This is a genomic window from Streptomyces sp. NPDC058637 (genome assembly GCF_042717325.1).
In the GTDB taxonomy this organism is placed as follows: Bacteria; Actinomycetota; Actinomycetes; order Streptomycetales; family Streptomycetaceae; genus Streptomyces.
The window spans coordinates 139,171-158,538 of sequence record NZ_JBHXRD010000016.1 but is presented as its reverse complement, the minus strand read 5'-3'; the positions used below and the strand labels follow the sequence as shown (position 1 = coordinate 158,538).

Genomic DNA, 19,368 nt, shown 5'->3' with positions numbered 1-19,368 from the left:
TCCGTACGTACGACGGCCGGGTGATCTGGGACGGGGATGCGTACCAACATGACGCTGGTCGAGGGCGACACCGTGTCATCGTCATCGACCCGCTGATCTCCTCCGAGACCGCAGCCGCCGCACTCGCCCTGTACCGCGAGCACCGCGGGAACCGCCCGGTCACCGGGCTGATCTACACCCACTCGCACGGCGATCACTTCGGCGGCTCCCGCGGCGTTCTGCCGCACGGTCACACCCCTGTTCCGGTGATCGCCCCGGCCGGGTTCGCTCGCCATCCGCATCGACGGCACGCGCGCGTGGGACGAGAAGCTCACCATGACGTGGAACGTCACCGACGAAAGCCGCACCTGGCACCTTCAACTCATCAACAGGGCCCTCACCTACCGCAGCACCGGTACCGCCGCGGAGACGAGCGAGCCGAACCAGGCCGCCGATCTGACCTTGACCCTGACCAAGCCGCAATTGCTCGCAGTCCTGGCGGGCAACGGCCTGGACGACGTGCGGGTTCAAGGCAACCCGGAGGTCTTCGCGACCCTCGGCGGCCTGCTCGACACCCCCGACCCCGATTTCCCCGTCGTCACGCCTCGACCACGACGCCCCGCACGCTCCGGCTGCCGCCCCGACCGCCGGAGCCAGGGGCCGCCGGCGGGTGTGCGGATGGCAGAAGCCAGCCCTGCTACCGAGTGGCGTCGCCCGCGATCCACTCCGCGAGTGCGACCAGGGTGGACTCCGCGCTCTTTGCCATGTGGTCCCGCAGGGCGAGGAGTTCCTCGATGGTGTCGCCCAGAACCGGGTCGGTACGCAGTAGTCGCCAGGTCTGCTCGACGATGCTGCCGGTGCCCCGCTCATGGAAGCGCCAGTCCCGGCGCACGATGCCGTGCTCGGCTCCGCCGACGACGAAGGCGAACGCGGAACCCGGATCGGCTCGCACCACCTCGGACCGGGTGATCCATTCGCGCCCGTCCCGGCGGTTGCCGCCACTGAACCGTGCGCCGACCCAGGGGCCGTCCCCCGGCTCGTAGTGCACCGCGCCGGCGCTCGGGCTCCACGTCCCTATCAGTGAGACGTCGCTGATCAGGCGGTAGACGGAGTCCGGCGGCAAGGGGACCCAGCACCGCCTGGCGAAGGCGAAGGGCGCCAGATCGAGACCGGCCGGCGAATTCCGCGGGCCGGAGACGACACTGTCGGACGTGGTGACGCTCATGGCTGCTCCGTAAGTTGTCAGGCGGCCCGGGAGGGCCGGGTGTGGGCCGCGATCGCCCTGGCCCGTCGACGGACGAGCGTCTCGCGGGCTCATGCTGGGGGACGGTGCGTGGGGGCAGCCAGACCCTGCTGATCCGCACCCCAGCAGGGTGAGGCGCGGCTCAGAGGTGCCGCGCATACTCGTTCGCATGAACAAGCACGGGCAGCTCGCCGACTTCCTCCACGCACGCCGGAGCCTGCTGCATCCCGACGACATCGGGCTGCAGACCTACGGCGAGCGGCGCCGGGTGCCGGGGCTGCGGAGGGAGGAGCTGGCGATGCTCGCGGGCATCAGCGCGCCGTACTACGCCCGGCTGGAGCAGGGCCAGTCGCGCAACGCCTCCCGCGAGGTACTCGATGCCATCGCGTCCGCCCTGCGCCTGGATGAGTCCGAGCGGGCGCATCTGCACGAACTCGCCCGTGCGGGGAAGCGGGGCAAGGCCGCACCCCGTCCCCGCCCCGAGCACATCACTCCGGCTACCGGCGCGTTGCTTGCAGCTCTGGGAGGCACCCCCGCCATCGTCATGGGCAGCCGTAGCGACGTTCTGGCCTGGAACGCGCAGGGTCACGCGCTGTTCGCCGGCCATCTCGACCCGAGCAGCCCCGCCGAACCGGGCTGTCGGCCGAACATGGCCAAGTTGGTGTTCCTCGACGCGCACACCCGCGACCTATATACCGATTGGCCCGCCAAGGCCAAGGCCGTGGTCGGCAACCTGCGCCTGACCGTCGGCCGGTACCCGCAGGACCCTCTGCTGGCAGGGCTTGTCGGCGAACTGGTCATGCGCAGCCCGGAGTTCGCCACCATGTGGGCGGATCACCGGGTCCGGGCCTGCGATGTCGCCGATTACGAGATGCACCACCCCACGGTCGGGACCCTGACCGTCACTCAGCAGACGCTGCAGAGCCCGCAAGGAAGCGGTGCGGCCCTGGTGGTCGCCACAGCCGCTCCCGGCTCCCCTTCCGAGACGGCTCTGAAGCTGCTCGCCCACGGCACCGCGTCACGGGAAGCGGTCTCCCCGCGCGCGGACGCCGACGCGAGCACCGACACCGTCTGAACCGAACCCCTCGACCACCAACACCCCGGCACCGCCGCGGCGCGGCTGTCACCTGCCCGAAAACAGTGAAGGAACCCATGTCCCAGCGCATCAGCCGACGAAGCAGCAAGATCATCGCGGCGGCCGCCCTGATGGCAGCCACCGCTTCCGCAGCGGCCCTGCCCGCCCACGCGGCACCGGCGAAGACCTATGCCGCGCCGCTCTCCCACAGCACCGCGGCGCCCGCGGAGCTCCTGAGCGACGTACGGATCACCTCCCACTTCGACCTGGCCGCCGGCCAGATGCCGGAGAACATCGCTCTGCTGCCCGACGGCGCGGCGGACGTCACCTTCGCCAAGGGCCGTCAGATCGCCCGGATCACGCCTCGCGGCTCCCTCGACGTCCTGGCGACCCTGCCCGAGCCCGCTGACGGCGGAGTCGACACGCCCGTCCTGGGTTTCCCCCTGACCACCGGCCTCGTCCACGCTCCGGACGGCACCACATATGTGCTGTACGCGACCGGGACCGCCGACCTGACAGGCTTGTGGCGGCTGCGCCCCGGGCGCGCCCCGAAGCGCGTCGCCGCCCTGCCCGCGAACGGCCTGCCCAACGGCCTGGCCCTGGACCGGCACAGCAAGCGGCTCTACATCACCGACTCGGTGCTCGGCACCGTGTGGACCGTGCCGCTCTCCGGGGGCCGGCCCACCGCCTGGTCGACCGCACCCGAGCTCGCGCCGACCGGCTTCCTCGGAGCCAACGGCGCGAAGGTGCACGACGGGGCGCTGTGGGTGACCAACCTCGACAAGGGCACACTCCTGCGCATCCCGATCCGCTACGGAGACCGGGCGGGAGTCCCGCGCGTGAAGGCAACGGGCCTGGCCGGTATCGACGACTTCGCCTTCACCGGCCGGGGCGGTGAGGTCCTGGCCGCCCTCAACGCCCCCAACAAGGTCGTACGGATCCGGCCCGACGGCACCAGCACCACCGTCCTGGACGCCGGCGACGGACTCCAGAACCCCACCTCTGTCGCGGTACGCGGCAAGGAGGTGTACGTCCTCAGCGCCGCCTACACCACGGCCACCGACCCCAACCTCCTGCGCGCCCGCCTGCGCGGCCACTCCCACCGCTAGGACCTCTCGCCCGGGTCGCGCCGTGCTCCCGGGGCCCGGTGTGTACCCGGTGGGCTGTCGACGGCCGGCGTGGCTCCGCCATGCCCTCCCCTCCGCCGCGCAGCCGCACGCACCGGGCCCCGCTCGCTCGTTCAGCCCGACCCGAACGGGAGACCTCACCCAGGTCACCTCACCTTTCCGGCCCCGGCACGGGATCCGCGCCAGGCAGCGCGTTCGTGTACTGCATGCCGGCATTGCCCACGAAGCCGCACAGCGGCGGCAGGTCACCGCGGTCGAGCCGGTCGCGGATCCTGCCGGCGGCCGAGCGGACGCTGGCCAGCGAGCCGAGGTCGGCCGAGACGTGCGAGACCGTGTGCCCGCCCGCGCCGAGCTCCGCAGCGAGTTGCGCGCCGGAGGAGCCACGGGCCACGACCAGGAGGTGCGCGACTGGACCTTCTTCGCGTCACAGGTGGCCGTACTGTCACCGCGCGCTCCCCTGACCGGCGGCTGCTGGGCGGCTTCACCACGCCGGATGGGTGAACCTCACCGGTGGCGCCGACCACGACCGGTCACGGCCCGAGCACGTACCCGACCTGCTTCGTCTCGCGGACTGAGAACGCATCAGCCCGTGCGCGGGGCCTGCGGACTGGAGTCGTGAACGGCCACCTCGATGCTGTCCGGATGCGCGGTCAGCTCCCGGGCCCAGGTTCCGCCACCGTGACGCAGGACATCGGTAACGGGTTCCGGGACGACCAGGACCACGGTGTCGCGGGACTCGGCTGTAATCGCCGGTAGGAGCCCGTCGAGGAAGTTCCGGGTGCTCTCGCGTGCGTCGGCGACGGACGTCGCGGCACGTCGCGGCGGGGAGGGTTGCGGCGTTGACGCTCATCATGTCCATCAGGTTCCCCTGGTCTCTGGACCGTCGATGCCCGGACCCGTGAGTCCGGGGCTTGCGCCCCGGCTGCAGCCCGTCAACCCGGTTCGCCCCACCCCCCACCACCGTTCGAGGACGATTACCTCACCGTCGAACACGCGTAAATCTATATCGACCGGAGTAGACATTGCTCAGTGGCGTAGCTATGGTTTCTCTCGTAGTCGAGATCAACAGGGCCCGGCAGGAAGAACTGCCGGCAGCAGTACCGCAGTTGCAGTGCGCAGGACGGTCCGGTGGTGGAGTTCCGAAGCCAGGGTTGTCGCAGGACGGCGACGGACTGACGACCGGACCGGGTGGCCCGCAGTGATCAGGGGCCGTCGGAGCAGTACCGCAGTTTGGTAGGTGCAGTTCGCAGTACCCAGCAGTGAAGTGAAGTGAGCAGCACCTCGGTGAAGGCGTCGGCTGCGGGCGCGCGCACCGGGAGGTTCGGCAGTGGGGTTCCAAGCCAGAGCAGACGCAGGACGGGCGACGGGGCTGGCTGCCGAAGAGTGGCGCTGTCGCAGGCCACAGAGCAGTGCGCATCACCAGCAGTGATAAGTGATTGACCCCAGAGGGAAGAACGAAGGAGCCAAGCGCCATCAGGATCGCCCGGGCGGAAGTCTTGGGCCCGGGTACCGCAGGACATCGATAGTGAGGTGGTCTCCGGTCAAGCAACCGCGATCCCCGTACCCCCGACGACAGCATCTTGGTCGGGTCTGCGGAAACAGAAGGTCGGCGTAGTACCGAGGCCGGCAGATGGTGTAGCAGTTCCTTCGGGGCCCTGGTGCCATTGGCACCAGGGCCCTCCAACGTGTTCCGCACACACAGGGCTTCCTCCGCGCCATCGGCGAAGCCCGCCTCATCATCCCGCTGCGCTCCGCGGGCGGCCACCGCCGCTACTCCCGCTACCAGCCGCACACCGCCACCCGCGCCCGGGAACTCGTCGACCAGGGCACCCCCGTCGAGGCCGCCTGCCGCATCGTCATCCTCGAAGACCAGCTGGAGGAAGCCCAGCGCATCAACGCCGAAACGGCGTCCGGGCAGGAACGACTCAGGAAACCGGTGCTGCTGTCCGAACTTCTGGCGGGCGGTTGTAAGGGTTGGGAATCAGTGGCAGGCCGTTGCCCGCACCCGTGTCCGCAGCTTTCCTCCGGGCTCGGCCCCAGGCGCTCACCCGCGCGCGACAGGTGGTGCCTGTCCGCGCCGGAAGGTCGATGTGGCGAACCACGGAACCGCAAGTCCTGGCCGTCCTGGCATCCGGGCATGGGTTCACTGCGCACCTCGCATGAACAGGCGCACGGTTGAAGGGGACTTCCAACGCCGTGTCGCGGCAGTGCAGTGGCCCCGGTGCGGTCGCTGTTTCACCCTGTCGAGGCGCGCGGGCCGTGCCATTCACAGAACAGGACGGTGGCGTCGTCCGCCAGCCGCCCCTGGTGGTAGTCCATGACGGCGTGCATGAGGCGGCGCAGGGTCTCGTCGAGGGGGAGGTTGTCGGCGTGGTGGCGGATGATGAAGTCGGTGAAGCGTTCCACGCCGAACTCGCGGCCGTCGGCGTCACGGGCTTCGGTGATGCCGTCGGTGAACAGCAGCAGCCGGTCCCCGGGCTCCAGCTGCTCGGTGCTCTGTGTGATCGGCAGGTTGAAACCGCTGCCCATCGGCCCGGCCGGCGGGCAGTGAAGGATGCTGGCCCATCGGCCGCCGCGGATCAGCACCGGCAGCAGGTGACCGCGGTTGACCCAACTGAATTTCCCGGTGTCCAGCTCGAGGTCGGCGAGGATGCCGGTGGCGTAGCGGCTGTGCCCGAACTGCTCGACGAGGGTGTCCTCGATGGCCGCGCTGGCTTCGGGGATGGTGGCGCCGACGCGGCGACGGCTGCGGCAGGTGGCCATCGCCAGGGCCGCGGTCAGGCCGGCGGAGGTGTCGTGACCCATCGCGTCGAAGACCGCCAGGTGCAGGACGTCCTCGGCCACCGCGTACTCGAAGGCGTCTCCGGCCACCTCGTAGGCCGGTTCCATGAAGGCGCTGACCGTGACCCGCCGGTCGGAGAACGTCCGCGGCGGCATCATGCTCCACTGCAGTTCCGCCGGTATCCCCATCGGCCGGACGCGGGTCAGCCGGGCGTGGGAGTCGCTGTTGGCGCGCTTGGAGGTCATCAGCAGCCCGGCCATCGACGCCAGCGCCCGCATGACCTCCTCATCGGGCCTGCCCCCGTCCCCCTCGCCGGGCTCGACGAGCAGGACCCCCAGGCGTTCAGCACCGTCCCGCACCGGCACCCAGCACGCCCCGCCACGGGCCGGCGCCGTGATCTCAGCCGTCTGGTAGGTGCGACCGGGCAGCGTGCCCTCGATCCCGTACTCCTCGCCGCCCTTCCCGGCACTCAGACCGATGCCGGTGACTTCACGCAGCACCTCCTCCTGAAGATCCGCCACGAACAGCCGCGCCCCGCCCGCACCGGCCTCCTTCGCGGCATCGTCGAGAAGGAGGGGCAACTGCTCGAACGGCGCCGAATGACTTGCTGCCAGCAGGCCGGTCAGCGCCCGCGCCAAGCCGAGCGCCGTCACACCCGTCTCCGCAGCCCAGGCCCGAAGCCGCCGCCGACATATCCCTCTTCTGCCATGACTCATCCCCACCAGCGCACGACCACACGGGCCCGCGAATCGACACACGCACACACCACCGGGAACCACAGGACTCAAGCCTGAAGAAGCGACACCGGCACCCACCCCGGGCCCCTCGGCGAGGGGCCGGCCAGGACAGCGATCCCCGTGAGTCTCCCACCCCGTCGACAGGGACGTGTACGCAGTGCCGGGCCCGGCTTCCCCCACCGTCTGGGTGCGGTCGAGGCGCGACGTCATCTCCGCCGTCACCGCGGTGACGGTTCTCACGATGCGTCCGGACGCTGCAGGTCGCGCCGACCTTGGTAACCGTTCTGTCCGGTGGGGACGGCCACGAGGAAGGGAGCTGGGCGCGGAGGCGATGCGACCGGGCAGATACTGGTGCCCCTTCCGGCTCCTCAGGCAGGGGGCGATTCGCCGAGTACGCGATCATCGAGGTCGACGCACGCCGCCACACCGGAACCGTCGGCCCGAGAGCCCGCGTCCGAACCCGGACACCCTCGAGGTCATCGACAGGATCGGCACGAGTGACAGCTGCCGAGGCGCGAGCGATACTCGATCGTCCGACCACTGGTCGCCCCGTCGCTGTGCGCCATCAACGGAACCAGGAGGAGCACGGCACCTCCCTCGGCCTGTCCCGCCCAGCGGCGGACACGTCGGCTTCCGCCTCGAACCCGTTGAACCCTGGCCTGTCGAGAACTCCGGCCAGAACTGTTCTCCCCTATACGGGCCACGTAGTGACTGTCACCCGAAAGAACGTCCTCTTGTAACGCCCGGCATTCGTCCGCAATCGACGGGCCTGGTCTCCGGGGTAGCACGTCCGGGGAACCAGGGGAGGCCTGCCGTGGCCAGGTGGCTCACCCCAGTCGGCTCAGCGCCGCCGACACCAGTGTCCGGACACCGGGCAGGAGCACCGAGAGGTCGGGGGCGAACAGGGGGCTGTGGTTTCCCGGTACGTTGCCGATCTTCTCGGCCAGGTCCGCTCCGGGGGCCGCCTCCCACACCGTGGGCGGGGTCGATGTCACGTACCAGAAGTCGTAGGGCACGCCCTCGGGCGCGAGGAGGGAGAAGTCCTCGCTGCCCATCGCGGGGCCGAAGTCGAGCACCGTGGGCAGTCCGAACAGTTCGCGGTGCACGGCGGCGATCTCGCCGTCAAGGACGGGGTCGTTGACGGTGTTCGGGTAGCCGGGCCGGACCGTGACCTCCGGCGGGGCCGGGCAGCCGGCGGTCCGGCACTCGCCCTCCACGATGCGGCGGACGGCTCTGAGGACGCGGTCCCGCACACTCGTGTCCTGGGTGCGCAGGTTCAGGGAGAGCCGGGCCTCGGCGGGGATGATGTTGTGCTTCGTACCGGCATGGAACTGTCCCACCGTCAGGACCACCGAGTGTGCCGCCGCGACCTCGCGGGAGACCACGGTCTGCAGGCGCGTGACGATGTAGGCGGCCGTCACCACCGGGTCGGTCGTCGACTCAGGGCGGGAGCCGTGACCGCCGATGCCGTGCACGACGACGTCGATGTCGTCGGAGGCCGACATGGTGAGACCCGGCGTGTGCGGGTAGAAACCGGCGAGGCCGGGCGCGACGTGCTGGCCGAGCACCACGTCGGGGCGGGGGAAGCGGGTGTGCAGCCCGTCGGCGACCATGGCCGCCGCCCCGCCGCCGGACTCCTCGGCGGGCTGCCCGACGACGACGAGCGTGCCCGACCATGTGCCGCGGGCCTCGGCCAGCGTGTCGGCGGCTCCGGCGAGCCACGTGACGTGCAGATCGTGGCCGCAGGCATGCATCACGCCGTCGAGGGTGGAGGCGTACTCGAGACCGGTGGCCTCCTGGACCGGCAGTGCGTCCATGTCTCCGCGCAGCCACACGGTCGGGCCGTCACCATGGGCGAGAACACCGACCACCCCGGTACGGCCGACGCCCTCCGTCACGTCGTAGCCGGCCGACCGCAGCCGCGCGGCGAGCTTCGCGGCGGTGCGGTGCTCCTGGAAGGCGAGCTCCGGGTGGCGGTGGAGGTCCTGGTAGAAGTCCTCCAGGGCGGCGGGCTTCAAGCCGGCGGTGATCTCCTGCGTGAGGCGGGCGACGGCGGTCGGTTCGCTCATGCCGCTTCCTCCTTCTCTTCGAATGTCGGCACGCTCGCCAGGAGACGGCGCGTATAGGGGTGCTGTGGGGCGTGGTAGACGTCCCGCACCGGGCCCTGCTCCACCAGTTCGCCCTGACACAGGACAGCGACCTCGTCGCTGACATGGCGGACGACGGCCAGGTCGTGGGAAATGAAGATCATCGTCAGGGACAGGGATCGCCGTAGTTCCTCGAGGAGGTTGAGCACCTCGGCCTGTACGGAAGCATCCAGCGCCGAGGTGACCTCGTCGGCGATCAGCACTTCGGGTTCCACGGCGAGAGCACGGGCGACTGCGATGCGCTGGCGTTGCCCGCCGGAGAACTCGTGTGGGTACCTTTCGGCCGCGGAGCCGTCCAGCGCCACGGTCTCCAGCCACCGCTCGACCGTCGCCGCGTGTTTCCTGGCGTCCGCCCGCACGGGGTCGACGGCCTCGGCGATGGCCTCACCGATCGTCATGCGCGGGTTGAGCGAAGCGTACGGGTCCTGGGAGACGAGCTGCACCCGACGGCGCACGGCGGCGAGTTCCTTGCGCCCGAGGCCGGTGAGGTCCTCTCCGTCGAGGAGGATGCGGCCCGACCTGGCGGGGTGGGTGCCGACGATCGCCTTGGCGATGGTCGACTTTCCGGAGCCGGACTCGCCGACCAGGCCCAGGGTCTGCCCCACCCGGACCCCGGTGGACACGCCGTGCAGCACCGTTCTCGCACGCCGGCCGTGACCGAAGGCGACGGTCAGTGCCTCAACGGCCAGCTTGTGAGGGGATGAGGTCATCCGGCCTGTACCTCCTGGAGTGCGGCATGGCAGGCCACGCCGTCGGTCGGACGCGGTCGTTCGGTCGCGCAGACCGTGTCGAGGACCACGGGGCACCGGTCGGCGAAGGCGCAACCGGTCGGCCGGGCGGCGGGAGCCGGCGGGCGGCCCGGGATCGTGGCGAGCGGTGCGCGTTCCCCGCTGCCGGTGTCCCGCAGTCGCGGGCTCGCGGCCAGCAGCGCCCGCGTGTACGGGTGCCGGGCGCGGCCCGCCCGCAGGTCGGCCGCGGACAGTTCCTCAACGACACGTCCCGCGTACATCACCACGACCCGGTGGCACACCGTGCCCACGACACCGATGTCGTGGGAGATCAGGAGCACGCTCGTGCCACGCCGGTGGTTGATGTCCTTCAGGACGTCGAGGACTTCGGCCTGGACGGTCACGTCGAGGGCGGTGGTCGGTTCGTCGGCGATGATCAGCCGCGGTCCGGGCAGCAGCGCGGCGGCGATCATCGCGCGCTGCCGCATGCCGCCGGACAGCTCGTGCGGATACTGCTTCATGACCCGGGCGGGTTCCTTGATCCGTACCTGCTCCAGCGCCTCGACCGCCCGCCGGTCCGCATCGGCCCCGCGCACACCTTGGTGCACGCGGAGTGTTTCGGTGAGCTGACCGCTCATCCGCAGCGCGGGATTGAAGGAGGACGACGGGTCCTGGAAGACGATGCCGAACTCGGTCGCCAGACGCTTGGGATCGGCTTCGGGGTCAGCCATATCGAGGTCGTCCAGGGTAAGTTCCGCGGCGTGGGCGGACAGCCCCTCCGGCAGGAGCCGGGCCACGCTCATGGCCGTCAACGACTTGCCGGAGCCGGACTCCCCTACCAGGCCGACGACTTCGCCGGGCATGACGTGGAAGGAGACGTCGTCGACGAGACGGGTGCCGTCCGGCAGGACGACGGCCAGGCCGTCCACCGTCACCAGGGCGTCGGCGGGAGCCCGATGCGAGGGTGTGGCCACGGCGGTGGGACGTACCGCTGCGGCCTTCGCCCTCCCACCGCGGGGATCGAGCGCTGCGGCGAGGCCGTCGCCGACGAAGCCCGCGAGGACGCCGGTGACGGTGATGGCCACCGCCGGGCCGATCGCCTCGGCGGGGTTGGTGTAGAGGGACTGCAGGCCGGAGTTGAGCAGCGCGCCCCAGTCGTAGTCCGGTGCCTGCACGCCGACTCCCAGGAAGGAGAGGCCGGACAGGGCGACGAGCACGTTCGCGAAGGCCACCGACAGCAGTACCAGCAGCGGCCCGGAGATGTTCGGCAGGAGGTGCCTGACGAGCACGCGGTACGGCGGTACGCCCATCAGGCGGGCCTGCGTCACGAAGTCGCGCTGCGCCACGGAGGCAGCCATGTTCGCCGTGAGGCGGGCGAAGGCGGGGGCGCCGCCCAGGCCGATCGCGAGGACGGAGGCGACGGGCCCGGTGCCGAGGACCGTGGCGATCACCAGCGCGAGGATGAGCGCCGGGTAGGAGATCATCACGTCGATCAGGCGCAGGCCCAGCTCGCGGACGCGCCGTCCCGACACCCAGACGCCGGTGCCGAGCAGGATGCCGGCGACCGCGGCGATCGCGGTCGCGGCGAGGGTCATCTCCAGGGTGAGCCGGGTGGCGACCAGCGTCCGCGCCAGTACGTCGCGGCCGAGCACGTCGGTGCCGAGCCAGTGTCCGGCGCTCACGTGCGCGCGGGCGGTACCACTCAGCGCGGTCGCCTCCTCCTCCAGCAGAAGGGGCGCGACGACGCCGAGGACGACGATCAGCCCGAGGCCGGCGAGGGACACGACCAGGGGCGCGTTCCACCGAATTCGGCGCATCAGCGGACTCCCCTTCCAGCCAGGGTGCGGGGGTCGAGCACCGCGAGGACGATGTCGACAAGCAGATTGAGCAGGGCGGCGAGCAACCCCAGGATCAGGACGCAGCCCTGTATGAGGGGGTAGTCGCGGACGAGGAGCGCCTCCACGACGCGTTGCCCGATGCCGGGCCAGGCGAAGACGGACTCGACGACGACCGTGCCGCCGAGCAGCCCGGCGAGGATCAGCCCGCCGAGGGTGAGCGTGGCGGTCAGCAGGTTGGGCAGGGCGTGCCGGGCGTACAGGCGCAGGGGCGGCAGGCGGCGGCCCCGCGCGGTCCGCATGTAGTCCTGGGCAAGGACGTGGGTGGCCTCGCTGCGCACGATGCGGGCCATGACGCAGGTGGCCGGCAGCACCAGGGCGGCGATGGGGAGCACCATCGACACGAGGGTCTCGGCGCCCGCAGCCGGGAACCAGCCCAGCTTGATGGCGAAACCGAGGACGAGGAGGGTGCCGATGATGTACTCGGGTGTGGCGCCGACCGTCCCGGTGACGAAGGTGAACGAAGCGTCGGTGCGGCGGCTGCCACGTGCCGCGGCGGCCAGTCCGATCGGCACGGCGAGCGCCAGCACCACGAGGACGGAGAGGAGCGCGATCTCGGCGGTGAACGGCAGGCGGCCGGCGATGATCTCGGCCACGGGCTCCTGCGTCTGGAAGGAGGTGCCCATGTCGCCGCGGAGCAGACCGCTCGCGTACGTGCCGAACCGTACGAGCAGCGGCTGGTCCAGGCCGAGGTCGCGGCGGGCAAGCTCCACGTCGGCGGGGGTCGCTTCGGCGCCGGCGACCACGCGCGCCGGGTCGCCCGGGATGAGCTGCACCATCAGGAACGTGCCGGCGACGAGCGTGACCGCGACGGCGGTGAGCCCGACGAGACGCCGGACGAGGAAGGTGCCCCAGGGGCCGAGCCGCGCCGAGCGCCCGGCCCCCGCGGCCGTCCCGACGGCCGATGCCGCCGCCATCAGCCGGTGACCCTGAGCGTGGAGACGGAGAGGGACCCGCCCGGCATGGCGAAGGAGACGCCCTTGCGGGCGACGTAGTGCACGTCGACCGTGGCCAGCGGGATCACGTCGTTGGCCTTGAGCAGCGCCTCCTGGGCCTTCTGCCAGGCGGCGCACTTGGCGTTGCGGTCCGTGGTGGAGGTGGCGGCGACATAGTTCTCGGCGTAGGCCGCGTTCTTCACCGCGCCGTAGTTGAGGCCGCCCTTGGCTGGTTCGGGGCCCAGGAAGTAGCTGCCACCGCGCGCCAGGGTGCCGCTGATCAGCGGGAAGACTGTGGCGTCCCAGTCGCCCTGGTCGGCGGTGACGTCGGTGGCCCAGGTGGCGTTGTCGGCGTTGGTGAGCTTCACCTCGGAGCCGGCGGCGCGCAGGGCCTCGGCGACATAGGAGTTGCCTGCGCCGCCGGCGACCGCGTTGGACCCCTCCAGCTTGATGTCGACGCCCTTCAGGACCTGCTTCGCCGCAGCCGTGTCCGTCCTGGTCAGCAGGGAGCCGTCGGTGGAGACGCACGCCGCCTTCTCGTCCACGTACGAGGTGAGGGGCTGTCCGGTGCCGCCGAAGACGTTGTTGAACGCCTTGACGCTGACCGCCTGCGCGATCGCCTTGCGGACCTTCGGATCGGCGCCCGGGCGCCCGGGGCGCTGGTTGAAGGCGATGTAGTTGCGGATGAACGGCGCGGATCTGACCGTGAACGTGTCGTTGCCCGTGAACCGCGTGGCGTCCGTGCCGGTGAGGGGGACCAGGTCGAGGGCGCCGGTCTGCAGCTGGTTGGCGAGGGTCGACTCGTTCTTCGAGATCTGGACGCGCAGGCGGTCGGCCGGGTCCCCCGCGGGCATCGAGGCGAACCGCGGATACGCCTTGAATCCCTTGCGCAGCCGCAGTTCGTACGAGGCGCCACGCCGTGCCGTCACCATTTCGTACGGTCCGGTGGCCGCGCCCTTGACGGCGCCCTGGGCGAGCGCGGCGGCGCCCGCGTCGAGGCCGGCCTTGCAGACGATCCCGGCGGCGGTGCCGGACAGGCCGGCGAGGACCTCGCCCCACGGGGTGGTGGTGGCGATGGTGACGGTGCCGGCCGCGTCGTCGCCGGTGATCGTGGTCTTCTCCCCCGTGTTCGCGGCGCCGAAGGTGAGCAGGGCACCGGCCGAGTTCGCCCGGTAGCGCTTCAGCGAGGCGACGACCTGCGAGGCGGTGAGCGTCGACCCGTCGGAGCAGGTCAGGCCCTTCTTCAAAGTCAGCGAGGTCTTCGTCGGCGTGGACGTCCAGGTGTCGGCGAGACCGGCGACGAACGTACCGCCGTCGTCCAGGCCGATCAGCGGCTGGTACAGCAACGACGTGAGGGCGTAGTCCGTCGAGCCCGCGCCCCTCGCCGGGTCGAACGAGGTGACGTCGGAGGTGAATCCGATCTTGACGGTGGCCCGGCCCTTGTCGCCGCTCGATGAAGGACCGCCGGTCGGGCCGGTGGTGCAGGCGGAGGCCAGGAGGGAGGTGGCGGCGACCGTGATGGCGCCGGAGAGGAACCGCGAACGGGGCATGGAGGACTCTCCAGGACTGAGAACTGAGAAGGGGCCGAGGGCTGGGAGGGGCGAAGGACTGGCACGGGACGGGGACTTGGATGAGGCCTGGGCTGAACCAGGCCGAGGTCCGGGGAGTGCGGGCAGTGCTGCGGTCTGTTGCGGCATACAGAACAGGCCACTTCCCTCCCGACCCCGCAATTGCAAGAATCCGCATCGGAAAGGTGATCGCATGCATGAATCCGCAGGGCCTATCGGCCTCAGGGCCGCCACCACCCCGTCCCGGGGAACACTCGACGAACTCGATCTCGCCCTCGTCAACGCCCTGCAGATGGCGCCCCGCGCCCCCTGGGCGCAGCTGGCCCGTCCGCTCGGCGTGGACGCGGCAACGCTCTCCCGCCGCTGGTCCCGGCTGCGGGACTCCGGTGAGGCATGGGTCACCTGCTACGCGTCTCCCTCCCAAGTCACCTACGGCGCCCTCGCCCTGATCGAGGTGTCGTGCGTGCCGCAGGCCCGGGAAGCCCTGGCCGACCAGCTCGCCCGGCACCCGCAGGCGATGAGCGTGGAACTGGTGGCGGGATCCTGCGACCTACTCCTGACGGTGGCCACGGCGTCCATGTCGTTGATGAGTGGGTACGTACTGTCCCTCGGCCGTATCGAGGCGGTGACCGCCACGCGCACCCACCTGGTGCAGCACGTGCACCGGGACGGCAGCGAGTGGCGCATGGACTCCCTCTCCCGCGACCAGAGGCGCGACCTCGCCGAGACCGAGGACAGCGCCGCCCACACCGCCGTCGCGGCCACGCTCACGCCCGAGGACCGCATCCTGCTGCGCGTCCTCGCCGAGGACGGCCGCCGCTCCGTCACCTCGATCGCCACCGAACTGGGCCGTCCGGAGTCAACGGTGCGACGGTCGCTGCACTCTCTGCTCCAAGGCGGCAGAGCGGTAATGCGCTGCGACGCCGCCCACCTGTACGCGGGCTGGCGCAGCTCGGCGACGCTGTGGATGTCCGTGCCGCCCGCCCAGCTCATGGCGGCGGGCGACGAATTGAGCCGTCTGCGGAACACTCGTATGGCGGCGTCGGTGTCCGCCGAGGCGAACCTGCTGAGCGTGGTGTGGCTGCATGCCTTGGACGACCTCGGTCGCTACGAGGTCCAGGCCGCCGCGCGGATCACCTCCGTGCGCGTACGCAACCGGGCCGTGAACCTGCGCTGGATCAAGCGCATGGGCCGCCTGCTCGGTGACGACGGCCGCAGCACCGGCTGCGTCCCGGTCGACCCGTGGCACCCGATCGCCTGAACCACCCCCGTCCGAACCGCCCCCTCCCTCAAGGTCCCGACCGAGTCGCTCCTACCCGAGCCCGCAGCTGCGCTTTCCGGCACACCACCCCCGGTCCTGGCGAATTCATGCAATCCGCAGGCCGGATGGGGCCGGTCCCTGAGGCTGACACCACCGCCGGACGACAGCCGACCGACCGGCCGGCCTCACCTCCGCACGGGAAGGACGCCACGCCCATGCCCAGCCGCACCCCCGCCTGCGATGACCTCGTCCGCCTCAGCCCCACCAATGCCCTCCAGCTCTTCGCCCGCCGTGCGCTGTCGCCCGTCGAACTCATGCGGGCCGTCGTCGAGCGTGCGGAGAAGGTCGAACCGCGCATCAACGCCTTGCCTCACCGAGCGGCTCTTCGACCAGGCCCTGGAACAGGCCCGGCACGCCGAGGCCCGCTACCTCGGCAAGGACGGCCTGGCCGCCCGTCCGCTGGACGGCGTCCCGGTCGCGGCCAAGGAGCAGCACGCCATCCTGGGCCGCACCCTGACCGAAGGTTCCCTCGCCCACAAGGGCCGCATCGCCACGGAGAACGCCCCCGTGATCGACCGCGTCCTCGGCGCGGGCGGCATCATCCACGCCCGCACGGCGACCCCGGAGTTCTCCCTCAGCACCTACACGCACTCCCGCATGTGGGGCATCACCCGCAACCCCTGGAACCCAGACTTCACCCCCGGTCGTCCCGGGGCGGCGGACGGGATCGGCCCGTCCAACGGGAGCGTCCCGACGGACGCGGCTGATCCTCGCCAAGTCGATGATCTTCCCCGAGGCGACGACGGCCGACCGAGCCTCGGTCTCATCGACGCGTTCCCTTCCAGAACCCGAGCGCCATATGAGCGTCACGGTCAACAGAGCGCCTGGACCTCGCCGGAGCGGGACGTCTGGGGGCTGGGGACGCGGACCGCGAGTTCTTCCGATGCCGACGGGTAGGCAGTTCGATCAGGCCGCCATGGTCTGCACGGACCTGCGGGCATCGCCGCGTGGCGTGGCGTACGGGACGAGCGTAGCGTCGCTGAGGGGAAGAGACACGGCATGTGGGTCTCCTGCGTGCACCGATCCGATTTGCCGGGAGGTCGCGGCATGGAACGGGGTATCCGCAACACCATTGGAATGATCTTGGCAGTCGTCGGCGCTGCCGCGGCCCTCTTGGCGCCATTCCGCAGTTGGTACAACGGCCGGCTCGGACACGACTTCCGGGTCTGGGAACTGTTCACCGGAGCCGGCGTGACGGACTCGGGCGCGGGACTGTTCGCGTCCATGTTCCTGCCCCTCCTCGTCGGTGCGGTCCTCACACTCCTCGGGGTGGTGTTTCGATCGCGACTGTTGGTCCTCGTCGCCGGAATCATCACCCTCGGGTTCGCCATCCTCTGGATGGTCCGGCAGGGGCAGGCCGAGGGCGGCCTGACGGTCACGGGAGACAGCAACGGGCTCGGCAGCGGGGTGGGACTCGCCCTGCTCGGCGGTCTCCTCATGCTGATCGGGTCGGTCGTCATGGGTGGCCGCGAGCGCCGGGCCGTGCGGAAGGCGCGCCACGAGCAACAACAGCAGGAGCGGGACGCGGTGCACGACGAAGACCGGGATCGCCACGGCGCTGCGACGGACCGTCCGTACGGCATGGCCGCCCGAGACCGGGACACAGCGGACGCGGCCGGCCGAAACAGCGCCGAGGACATGCGGCCCGCCGCCACCGGCACCGGTTCGGCCCGACAAACCGCACCGGGAGGCGGCACACCGCAACGGTTTGCACGGCAGCAGCAGGCACCGCGCGGCCGACCGGTCCCGGCCAGGGAGACGGACAGCGGCGACCGCGGGCGCGGGGATTTGGACCGTACGCAGTACGAGCAGAACGGCGAGGCCGGTGGCTCCCCCACGTCGGACGAAGACCGCTCGGGCCGCGGGCGCGGGCACCGCAACGACCGGCCCTGAGCAGTGCCGGTCCCGTGCGGGGAATCAGGACCAGGGATATCGCAGCGGCAGGTGGCACTCGCCGGAGTGCGCCTCGGAACAGCACCCAGGCCACCTCGCGCGTCCAATGGGAAACCCCTGACGACCCGGTGCGCTGCCTCAGCGGTGGCGAGGTGATCCCCTCGGCCTTCGTCCGACCGCTACCGGTGGCCTTGCCGGGAATTGTAAGGCTGCGAGCGTCATCCGAGCGCGTCGAAAATCTTCGAACGAGACCCTACGGGCGTCGCCGACGCAAGTGCCTCCCCCATGAAGTCTCAGGTCAGGCACCCCTCAAGGATCGATCCGTCCGCTCGACCCACTGCACACGGGGACGAGAACCGCCCCTGAAACAGAGAACCGCAGGTGGTCATCGAAAAGATGCCCCTCCCACTGAGAACCGGGAGAAATTCAGGTCATACGCATTCTGCGGATCCGGCTCCGTAGGACCCCACTTCTCGTCCGTCGGCCGACAGGAATATCGTTCAGGGGCTCTGACTTTGCCCGGCATCAAGCCCGGCATCGGCCCAGCGCCCATCATGAACGCCGCGAGCAGCGAGGAGTCACCGTGACCGTATGCGGGCCTGACGGGGACCGTGACCAGCCCTCCCGTACTCCCGAGAACGGGGGCGGCCTGGGCAGAGCGCTGACCTTGGCGGAGACACTGATGGCGGCGGAGACCGCGGCGCCCGTGGAGTCCCTCGACGTGGTCGCACGCCTGCTCAAGGAGCGCCTCGGGGCCGCGTCGGTCTCATTCCTGATCACCGACTTCACCGGCGGCTCGGTCGTACGGCTGGGGGCGGCCGGCAGTGTCGAGACCAATGAGCCCGCCCGTCGCATCACGCTGCGCGGCACCCTCTACGACGACGTGATCCGCACCCAGCAGCCGGGCGTGGAGGAGAGGTTCGACGGCTCGCTGGTGCGGATCGTCGCCCCGGTGACCAACCGCGGGGACGCCATCGGGCTCCTGGAACTGTTCCTGTTCGCGGCGCCCGACGCGGAGGTGATGCGGGAGATCGGCGAGACCGCACACGCCCTGGCGTACATCGTGATCGCGAACCGGTCCTTCACCGACGTGTACCAGTGGGGCCGCCGCACCATCCCGCTGAGTCTGGCCGCGGAGATCCAGCACCGGTTGCTCCCGGCGTCGCTGGCTTGTGAGGCGGCGCAGTTCGCGGTGGCCGGGGCCCTCGAGCCGGCCGACCACGTCGGGGGTGACACCTTCGATTACGTGATCGACCGGGACGCGGTCCAGCTCTCCGTCACAGATGCCATGGGCCACGACGTCGGCGCCGCGCTACTGGCCACTCTCCTGGTGGGAGCCCTGCGCCGGGCGCGGCGGGCTGGGGCCGACCTCGCCGAACAGGCCCGTCAGGCCGATGAGGCCATGCGCGAGCACGGTCGACGGGGCTACGTCACCGGCCAGCTCCTGCGTATCAGCCTGATCGACGGCAAGACCGAGTTCATCAACGCCGGGCACCCCTGGCCGCTGCTGATGCGGGACGGAGTGGTACGGGAGATCACTCCGCAGATCGATATGCCGTTCGGCCTGGACGTCCCTCACAGCTACCGGGTCCAGTCGCTGGACCTGCGGCCGGGTGACAGGCTGGTGATGCTGACCGACGGCATGCTCGAGCGCAACGCCAACAGCCTCGATCTGTCGGACCTGATCGTCCGCACCCGCGCGCTGCATCCCCGTGAGACCGCCCGTACCCTCATCGCGATGGTCGTTGACGCCAACCGCGGTCACCTGCAGGACGACGCGACCGTCATGTGCCTGGACTGGCACGGCGTCGGCCACTCCCGGCGCTACGCGGACACCGGCGCTGACCTCGCCGACGCCTCCGCCCCGTCGCGGACGGGGCGGACCGCTCCTGGGCGCTGACTCGACGACGTCCGACACCCCGCTGCGGCCGGTTCCCG

General features: G+C 70.7%; 14 protein-coding genes and 3 pseudogenes. 9 read left to right on the top strand and 8 right to left on the bottom strand.

Annotated elements, in window-relative coordinates; all coding sequences use genetic code 11:
• Positions 1-20: 20 nt before the first annotated feature.
• Together ACFWVP_RS18470 and ACFWVP_RS18465 are read left to right on the top strand one after the other, a co-directional pair.
• Positions 21-236 (top strand): annotated as a pseudogene (locus tag ACFWVP_RS18470) (MBL fold metallo-hydrolase); the annotation flags it as partial.
• A gap of 79 nt (positions 237-315) precedes the next feature.
• Positions 316-525: pseudogene (locus ACFWVP_RS18465) on the top strand (alkyl sulfatase C-terminal domain-containing protein); the annotation flags it as partial.
• Positions 526-676: 151 nt separating this feature from the next.
• Here the strand turns inward: ACFWVP_RS18465 and ACFWVP_RS18460 are convergent.
• Entirely contained in the window at positions 677-1,204 is a 528-nt protein-coding gene (locus tag ACFWVP_RS18460; RefSeq protein WP_384497839.1) for an SRPBCC family protein, read from the bottom strand.
• 187 nt (positions 1,205-1,391) lie between these two features.
• On the opposite strand from ACFWVP_RS18460, the gene ACFWVP_RS18455 reads away from it, so the two are divergent.
• Both ACFWVP_RS18455 and ACFWVP_RS18450 read left to right on the top strand, forming a co-directional pair.
• On the top strand, positions 1,392-2,297 hold the full coding sequence (locus ACFWVP_RS18455; protein ID WP_384497837.1) for a helix-turn-helix domain-containing protein: 906 nt from the start codon (positions 1,392-1,394) through the stop codon (positions 2,295-2,297).
• 77 nt (positions 2,298-2,374) lie between these two features.
• A complete protein-coding gene (locus ACFWVP_RS18450) occupies positions 2,375-3,406 on the top strand; it encodes a hypothetical protein (RefSeq protein WP_384497835.1) in 1,032 nt (343 codons plus the stop codon).
• Between the two features lie 169 nt (positions 3,407-3,575).
• On the opposite strand, the gene ACFWVP_RS18445 is transcribed toward ACFWVP_RS18450, so the two are convergent.
• On the bottom strand, positions 3,576-3,815 hold the full coding sequence (locus tag ACFWVP_RS18445) for a hypothetical protein (protein WP_384497833.1): 240 nt from the start codon (positions 3,813-3,815) through the stop codon (positions 3,576-3,578).
• A gap of 1,272 nt (positions 3,816-5,087) precedes the next feature.
• Between ACFWVP_RS18445 and ACFWVP_RS18440 the strand changes: the two are divergent.
• A pseudogene (locus ACFWVP_RS18440) lies at positions 5,088-5,327 on the top strand (MerR family transcriptional regulator); the annotation flags it as partial.
• A gap of 332 nt (positions 5,328-5,659) precedes the next feature.
• Here ACFWVP_RS18440 and ACFWVP_RS18435 read toward each other — a convergent pair.
• From ACFWVP_RS18435 to ACFWVP_RS18410, 6 genes are all read right to left on the bottom strand, one after another.
• Positions 5,660-6,859, bottom strand: a complete 1,200-nt coding sequence (locus tag ACFWVP_RS18435; RefSeq protein WP_384497832.1) for a PP2C family protein-serine/threonine phosphatase — start codon at positions 6,857-6,859, stop codon at positions 5,660-5,662.
• A gap of 911 nt (positions 6,860-7,770) precedes the next feature.
• The gene (locus ACFWVP_RS18430) at positions 7,771-9,012 is read right to left on the bottom strand and encodes an amidohydrolase (protein ID WP_384497830.1); all 1,242 of its coding nucleotides are present in this window, start codon (positions 9,010-9,012) and stop codon (positions 7,771-7,773) included.
• Positions 9,009-9,800: an ABC transporter ATP-binding protein gene (locus ACFWVP_RS18425; RefSeq protein WP_384497829.1), complete on the bottom strand. Its 792-nt coding sequence runs from the start codon at positions 9,798-9,800 to the stop codon at positions 9,009-9,011. Before ACFWVP_RS18425 ends, ACFWVP_RS18430 begins: the two co-directional genes overlap by 4 nt.
• The gene (locus ACFWVP_RS18420; protein ID WP_384497827.1) at positions 9,797-11,635 is read right to left on the bottom strand and encodes a dipeptide/oligopeptide/nickel ABC transporter permease/ATP-binding protein; all 1,839 of its coding nucleotides are present in this window, start codon (positions 11,633-11,635) and stop codon (positions 9,797-9,799) included. The genes ACFWVP_RS18425 and ACFWVP_RS18420 overlap by 4 nt, the downstream gene beginning before the upstream one ends.
• The gene (locus ACFWVP_RS18415) at positions 11,635-12,630 is read right to left on the bottom strand and encodes an ABC transporter permease (protein WP_384497825.1); all 996 of its coding nucleotides are present in this window, start codon (positions 12,628-12,630) and stop codon (positions 11,635-11,637) included. The genes ACFWVP_RS18420 and ACFWVP_RS18415 overlap by 1 nt, the downstream gene beginning before the upstream one ends.
• Positions 12,630-14,198 (bottom strand): ABC transporter substrate-binding protein, encoded by a 1,569-nt coding sequence (locus tag ACFWVP_RS18410; protein ID WP_384497823.1) that lies wholly within the window; start codon positions 14,196-14,198, stop codon positions 12,630-12,632. The genes ACFWVP_RS18415 and ACFWVP_RS18410 overlap by 1 nt, the downstream gene beginning before the upstream one ends.
• A 211-nt stretch (positions 14,199-14,409) precedes the next feature.
• Between ACFWVP_RS18410 and ACFWVP_RS18405 the strand changes: the two genes are divergently transcribed.
• From ACFWVP_RS18405 to ACFWVP_RS18390, 4 genes are all read left to right on the top strand, one after another.
• The gene (locus ACFWVP_RS18405; protein ID WP_384497821.1) at positions 14,410-15,477 is read left to right on the top strand and encodes an Lrp/AsnC family transcriptional regulator; all 1,068 of its coding nucleotides are present in this window, start codon (positions 14,410-14,412) and stop codon (positions 15,475-15,477) included.
• Positions 15,478-15,810: 333 nt separating this feature from the next.
• The gene (locus tag ACFWVP_RS18400) at positions 15,811-16,434 is read left to right on the top strand and encodes an amidase family protein (protein WP_384497819.1); all 624 of its coding nucleotides are present in this window, start codon (positions 15,811-15,813) and stop codon (positions 16,432-16,434) included.
• Between the two features lie 180 nt (positions 16,435-16,614).
• Positions 16,615-17,430: a hypothetical protein gene (locus tag ACFWVP_RS18395; protein WP_384497817.1), complete on the top strand. Its 816-nt coding sequence runs from the start codon at positions 16,615-16,617 to the stop codon at positions 17,428-17,430.
• 661 nt (positions 17,431-18,091) lie between these two features.
• Positions 18,092-19,330, top strand: a complete 1,239-nt coding sequence (locus ACFWVP_RS18390; protein ID WP_384497890.1) for a PP2C family protein-serine/threonine phosphatase — start codon at positions 18,092-18,094, stop codon at positions 19,328-19,330.
• Positions 19,331-19,368 lie beyond the last annotated feature (38 nt).